General features: G+C 71.1%; 4 protein-coding genes, 1 pseudogene and 1 riboswitch. Of the genes and pseudogenes, 2 read left to right on the top strand and 3 right to left on the bottom strand.

Going from position 1 to position 6,095, the window contains the following annotated elements; all coding sequences use genetic code 11:
• Window positions 1-12 precede the first annotated feature (12 nt).
• The gene (locus B085_RS0126130; RefSeq protein ID WP_026251454.1) at window positions 13-801 is read left to right on the top strand and encodes a hypothetical protein; all 789 of its coding nucleotides are present in this window, start codon (window positions 13-15) and stop codon (window positions 799-801) included.
• A 60-nt stretch (window positions 802-861) separates the two neighbouring features.
• Here the strand turns inward: B085_RS0126130 and B085_RS0126135 are convergent, their stop codons facing one another.
• Together B085_RS0126135 and B085_RS0126140 are read right to left on the bottom strand one after the other, a co-directional pair.
• A complete protein-coding gene (locus tag B085_RS0126135) occupies window positions 862-1,872 on the bottom strand; it encodes a ribonucleotide-diphosphate reductase subunit beta (RefSeq protein WP_018561564.1) in 1,011 nt (336 codons plus the stop codon).
• Window positions 1,872-4,241 (bottom strand): ribonucleoside-diphosphate reductase subunit alpha, encoded by a 2,370-nt coding sequence (locus B085_RS0126140; RefSeq protein ID WP_018561565.1) that lies wholly within the window; start codon window positions 4,239-4,241, stop codon window positions 1,872-1,874. Before B085_RS0126140 ends, B085_RS0126135 begins: the two co-directional genes overlap by 1 nt.
• A gap of 151 nt (window positions 4,242-4,392) precedes the next feature.
• Window positions 4,393-4,469: riboswitch (cobalamin riboswitch) on the bottom strand.
• Window positions 4,470-4,778: 309 nt separating this feature from the next.
• Between B085_RS0126140 and B085_RS0126150 the strand changes: the two genes are divergently transcribed.
• On the top strand, window positions 4,779-5,750 hold the full coding sequence (locus B085_RS0126150; protein ID WP_018561567.1) for a GlxA family transcriptional regulator: 972 nt from the start codon (window positions 4,779-4,781) through the stop codon (window positions 5,748-5,750).
• A gap of 57 nt (window positions 5,751-5,807) precedes the next feature.
• On the opposite strand, the pseudogene B085_RS0126155 reads toward B085_RS0126150, so the two are convergent.
• A pseudogene (locus B085_RS0126155) lies at window positions 5,808-6,095 on the bottom strand (sodium:solute symporter); the annotation flags it as partial.

Here is a 6,095-nt window from a genome sequence, read left to right on the forward strand (position 1 = left end):
CAGGGGAGGGACATGCGACACAGAGCGCTGACGGCCGCCGCGGCGGGCGCTGCGGCGATGGTGGTCCTGACGGCTCCGGCCGCGCACGCGGAGGGGCGGGGGGACATCCGCGTCATCAAGACGGTGGTGGACCACGGCACCAATGTGATCGTGGGGACCAAGAAGACCATCGCGTTCCCGATCGTCATGACGATCAGGGACGACTCGGGGGTCAAGAAGGTCTCGCGGGTGGGTGCTCTCAACACGGCGAACGGGTGGGGCCCCAGCGACGCGTTCGACACCCGCTGCGTGAAGAAGAGCGCCACCACGTCGGTGTGCACGGCCACGTTGGTGATCGACCCGACGTCGATCCGTTCGTCGGTGGTGGGCGACCCGGACTGGAACGCCAACCAGGTCGCGGGCGTCTGGCGGGTGGATGCCACGGTGCACGCGAACGACCGTGACTACTGGATCAGCGACGACATCGCCCGCTTCAAGGTGAAGCGCGCCTCGGTGCTCACCACCGACGCGGGGCCGGAGCCGGTCGCCAAGGGCGGCACGCTCACCGTCAAGGGCAAGCTGACCCGGGCGAGCTGGCAGAGCCTGAAGTACTGGGGTTACGCCGGACAGCCCGTGAAGCTGCAGTTCAAGAAGGCGGGTTCCACGAAGTGGAGCACCGTCAAGACGGCCACCACGAGCAGCACCGGTGGCCTGAGCACCAAGGTGACCGCCACCGCGGCGGGCAGCTGGCGCTGGTTCTTCCCGGGCACGACCACGACGGCCCAGGTTGCCTCGGCCGCCGACGCGGTCGCCTTGAAGTGACCGCGAGCGGGGCCCGGCCGATCCGGCCGGGCCCCGCTCGTCCAACGCGACGGGCGCGGATCAGAAGTCGTCGTCGAAGGAGACCGTGCCCTCGACCGCCACCTGGTACGCGGAGGCGCGGCGCTCGAAGAAGTTGGTCAGCTCCTGGACGTTCTGCAGCTCCATGAAGGAGAACGGGTTCTCCGAGCCGTAGCGGACCGGCAGGCCGAGGCGGACCAGGCGCTGGTCGGCGACGCACTGCAGGTACTCGCGCATGGAGTCGGTGTTCATGCCGGGCAGGCCGTCGCCGCACAGGTCGCGGGCGAACTGGAGCTCCGCCTCGACGGCCTCCTCCAGCATCGCGGTGACCTGCTTGACCATCTCCTCGTCGAAGAGGTCGGGCTCCTCCGCGCGGACCGTGTCGACCACGTGGAACGCGAAGTCCATGTGCATCGACTCGTCGCGGAACACCCAGTTGGTGCCGGTGGCGAGCCCGTGCAGCAGGCCGCGCGAGCGGAACCAGTAGACGTAGGCGAAGGCGCCGTAGAAGAACAGGCCCTCGATGCAGGCCGCGAAGCAGATCAGGTTGAGGAGGAAGCGGCGGCGGTCCTCCCTGGTCTCCAGGCGGTCGATGGACTCCACCGAGTCCATCCAGCGGAAGCAGAACTGCGCCTTCTCGCGGATGGACGGGATGTTCTCCACGGCCGCGAACGCGGCGGTGCGCTCCTCGGGATCGGGCAGGTAGGTGTCGAGCAGCGTCAGGTAGAACTGGACGTGCACGGCCTCCTCGAAGAGCTGCCGCGACAGGTACAGCCGCGCCTCGGGGGAGTTGATGTGCTTGTACAGCGTCAGCACGAGGTTGTTGGCCACGATCGAGTCGCCGGTGGCGAAGAAGGCCACCAGCCGGCCGATCATGTGCTGTTCGCCGGGGGAGAGCTTGGCGAGGTCGGCGACGTCGGAGTGGAGGTCGACCTCCTCCACGGTCCAGGTGTTCTTGATGGCGTCGCGGTAGCGCTCGTAGAAGTCCGGGTATCGCATCGGACGCAGGGTCAGCTCGAAGCCCGGGTCGAGCAGGTTCTTGGTGGAGCTCATTACTGGCAGGCCTCGCAGGACTCGGGGTTCTCAAGGGAGCAGGCGATCGCGTCGGCGTCGGGCGTCGTCTGCTGGAGCGGGATGGGGGCGGCCGCGCGGGCGGACTGCGCGATGCGCGTGGCCGGCCGGGAGCGCAGGTAGTACGTCGTCTTCAGGCCCTGCTTCCAGGCGTACGCGTACATCGAGCTGAGCTTGCCGATGGTGGGTGAGGCCATGAAGAGGTTGAGCGACTGGCTCTGGTCGAGGTACGGGGTGCGGGCCGCCGCCATGTCGATCAGGGCGCGCTGCGGAAGCTCCCAGGCCGTGCGGTACAGCTCGCGGACCTCCGCGGGGATCCAGTTGAAGCCCTCGACGGAGCCGTTGGACTCGCGCAGCGCGTCACGGGTCTGCGCGTCCCAGACGCCGAGCTTCTTCAGGTCGGCCACGAGGTACGAGTTGACCTGCAGGAACTCACCGCTGAGGGTCTCGCGCTTGAAGAGGTTGGAGACCTGCGGCTCGATGCACTCGTACACACCGGCGATCGAGGCGATCGTGGCGGTCGGGGCGATGGCCAGCAGCAGCGAGTTGCGCATGCCGGTGGCGGCGACGCGGGCGCGCAGCGCCTCCCAGCGCTCGGGCCAGTTCTCCGCGGTGTCGTAGTGGTCGGGGTGCAGGACGCCGCGGGCGGCGCGGGTCTGCGACCAGGCGGGGTGCGGGCCGTGGCGCTCGGCCAGGTCGCAGGAGGCCTCGTACGCGGCGAGCATGATGCGCTCGGCGATCTTCGTGGACAGCGCCTTGGCCTCGGTGGAGTCGAAGGGCAGCCGCAGCTTGAAGAAGACGTCCTGCAGGCCCATCGCGCCCAGGCCCACCGGGCGCCAGCGCTCGTTGGAGGAGGCCGCCTCGCGGGTCGGGTAGAAGTTGATGTCCACCACGCGGTCGAGGAAGGTCACGGCGGTGCGGACGGTGGCGTCCAGCCGCTCCCAGTCGATGGAGCCGTCCTCGCCCACGAAGGAGCCCAGGTTGACCGAGCCGAGGTTGCAGACCGCGGTCTCGCCGTCGTCCGTGACCTCCAGGATCTCCGTGCAGAGGTTGGAGGAGTGGATCACGCGGCCGGGCTCGGCGGTCTGGTTGGCGGTGCGGTTGGAGGCGTCCTTGAAGGTCATCCAGCCGTTGCCGGTCTGCGCCAGGGTGCGCATCATGCGGCCGTACAGCTCGCGCGCCGGGAGGGTCTTGCGGGCCAGGCCCGCGGCCTCGGCCTTGCGGTAGGCGGCGTCGAACTCCTCGCCCCACAGGTCGACCAGTTCGGGCACGTCGGCGGGGGAGAACAGCGACCAGGTGCCGTCGGTGTCCACGCGGCGCATGAACTCGTCCGGGATCCAGTGCGCCAGGTTGAGGTTGTGGGTGCGGCGCGCCTCCTCGCCGGTGTTGTCCCGCAGCTCCAGGAACTCCTCGATGTCCGCGTGCCAGGTCTCCAGGTAGACGCAGGCCGCGCCCTTGCGGCGGCCGCCCTGGTTCACGGCGGCGACGGAGGCGTCGAGGGTGCGCAGGAACGGGACGATGCCGTTGGAGTGGCCGTTGGTGCCGCGGATCAGCGAGCCGCGCGAGCGGATGCGGGAGTAGGACAGGCCGATGCCGCCGGCGTGCTTCGACAGCCGGGCCACCTGGTGGTAGCGGTCGTAGATGGAGTCCAGCTCGTCGAGCGGCGAGTCCAGCAGATAGCAGGAGGACATCTGCGGGTGCCGGGTGCCGGAGTTGAAGAGGGTGGGGGAGCTGGGCAGGTAGTCCAGCCGGCTCATCAGGCCGTAGAGCGCCGCGACCTCGTCCACCGAGCGGCTGGTGCCGTCCTCGGCCAGGCCGGAGGCGACGCGCAGCATGAAGTGCTGCGGGGTCTCGATGACCTGGCGGGTGATCGGGTGGCGCAGCAGGTAGCGGCTGTGCAGGGTGCGCAGGCCGAAGTAGCCGAAGCGGTCGTCGGCGCCGTCGGCGAGCGCGGCGTCGACCAGCGCGTCCAGCCGCCCGGCGTGCTCGGCGACGAAGGCCGCGGTGCCGTCGGCGATCAGGCCCTCGCGGTGGCCCACCGCGATGGACGCGGAGAACGAGACCGCGCCCTCGCCCGCGGCCTCGTCGGCGATGGCCAGGGTGAGCAGACGCGCGGCGAGCCGCGAGTACTGCGGGTCCTCCGCGATCAGTCCGGCGGCGGCCTCGGTGGCCAGCGCCCGCAGTTCCGCCTCGTCCGCCGTGGCGCTGCGGCCGCGCAGCGCGGCGGCGGCGACCCGGCCGGGGTCGGTGTCGGTGAGGTCTGCGGTCAGTTCCGTCAGAACGCGCAGCAGTTCGGCTCCGGTTGAGGCGGGGTCCGATGCGGTGGCGGGTGCGGCGGGCGCGATGGTCACGTGAGCTCTCTCCCTCGTACGGCGGCGACGCGGAGGAGCGGCGGGGCGCACGTGGGGCAGGCCAGGGCATGCCGCGGCGCGTCCGCCGGCCCAACCCGCGAGGCCCGGACACTTCACCGTCCGGACGGCGCGCCGGACGGTGCCGTCGGCAGGTACTCGGACTCGCGGGCACGCCTTCAGGCGCCCGCACACCGTTGCGGGGCAGTCCCGGATTCCCACCGGCTTCCCCTGCGGCGACAGCGGAGTTGAGCATACATCTAGTGGCGCCCGCCCGTGACACCACCAGATGTTGTGTCGGTGCGGTTACAGAGCGAGGGGTTCAGCGGTGCCAGTCATGGCCGTCGCGGGAGTCGTGGACGCGCCCGGTCAGCGCGGCGAGGGCCAGGGCGAGGAAGAAGACCAGTGCGGTGACGGTGGCGAGGAAGGTTTCCATGCCTTCGACTGTGCTCCTCGCGGGGCCCCGCCGGGAGTGGCAGGACTGACGTACCACATCGAAATCCTGCCACATCCGGGCGGCCGCTCTGCCATCCTGGAGCCATGCTGCAGAACGTGGCCGTCGTCCTGCTCGACGGCGTCCATCCCTTCGAACTCGGCGTGGTCTGCGAGGTCTTCGGAATCGACAGGTCGGATGACGGCCTGCCGGCGTACGACTTCGCCGTGGCCTCCGCGGAGGGCCCCACGCTGACCTCCCCCGCCGGGTTCACCATCGGCACCCGGCACGGACTGGAGCGGCTGGAGGAGGCCGACCTGATCGCGGTTCCCGCGGGCGACTCCTATGTGCACCGGGAGTACCCACCGGAGCTGCTGGAGGCGCTCAACCGCGCCGTCGGGCGCGGGGCCCGGGTGCTCAGCGTCTGCTCGGGCGTCTTCGTGCTGGCCGCCGCCGGCCTGCTGGACGGCCGCCGCTGCGCCGTCCACTGGCGGCACGCGCAGGAGCTGGCGCGGCGTCACCCCCACGTACGGGTCGAGCCCGACGTGCTGTACGTGGACGAGGACCCGGTGATCACCTCGGCCGGCACCGCCGCCGGGATCGACGCCTGCCTGCACCTGGTCCGCAGGGAGCAGGGCAGCGACGTGGCCAACGCCATAGCCCGGCGCATGGTGGTGCCCCCGCACCGGGAGGGCGGCCAGACGCAGTACGTCGACCGGCCGCTGCCGCGTACGCGCTGCGACACCGTGGGGGAGGTCCTGGCGTGGATGGAGCGCCATCTGGACCGCGAGGTCACCGTCGACGAGCTGGCCGCGCGGGCGCACATGTCGCCGCGCACCTTCGCGCGCCGCTTCCAGCAGGAGACCGGCACGACGCCCTACCGCTGGCTGCTGGGCCAGCGGGTGCTGCTGGCCCGGGAGCTGCTGGAGGGCACCGACGAGACGGTGGACGCCGTCGCCGCGCGCGCCGGGTTCGGCAACGCGGCGACCCTGCGCCACCACTTCGCCCGCTGGGTGGGCACCACCCCCCAGGCGTACCGGCGCACCTTCCGCTGCCCGGAGCCGGCTCGTACCGCATGACGACGGGCCGCCGCCCCGTCCCAGGGCGGCGGCCCGTGATCGTGGCCGGTGCGGCGGTCAGTGACCGGCGCCCACCGGCAGGTCCTTCTGCACGCCCGGGTCGCCGGCGTCGGCCGTGAAGTCGGCCTGGGTGGTCTCGTCCACGCCCTCGGGGGCCTTGAGGGCCCGCAGGACGANGGTGAGGACCACGGTGACCACGACGTTGAGCACGAAGGCGGTCAGGCCGATGTAGCCGATCTGGCCGATGACCGGGATGGTGTCGGAGGAGCCGCCGAAGTGCTTCTGGGCGGGGCTGGCCACGCCGTAGGCGACCCAGGTGCCGTAGGCCATGCCTACCGCCCAGCC

Origin of the sequence: Streptomyces sp. BoleA5 (genome assembly GCF_000373665.1) — a bacterium.
Taxonomy (GTDB): Bacteria; Actinomycetota; Actinomycetes; order Streptomycetales; family Streptomycetaceae; genus Actinacidiphila.

Bases quoted from the DNA above. Each gene is read 5' to 3' on its own strand.
- B085_RS0126130 (WP_026251454.1), top strand. From the start codon at position 13: ATGCGACACAGAGCGCTGACGGCCGCCGCGGCGGGCGCTGCGGCGATG.
- B085_RS0126135 (WP_018561564.1), bottom strand. From the start codon at position 1,872: ATGAGCTCCACCAAGAACCTGCTCGACCCGGGCTTCGAGCTGACCCTG.
- B085_RS0126150 (WP_018561567.1), top strand. From the start codon at position 4,779: ATGCTGCAGAACGTGGCCGTCGTCCTGCTCGACGGCGTCCATCCCTTC.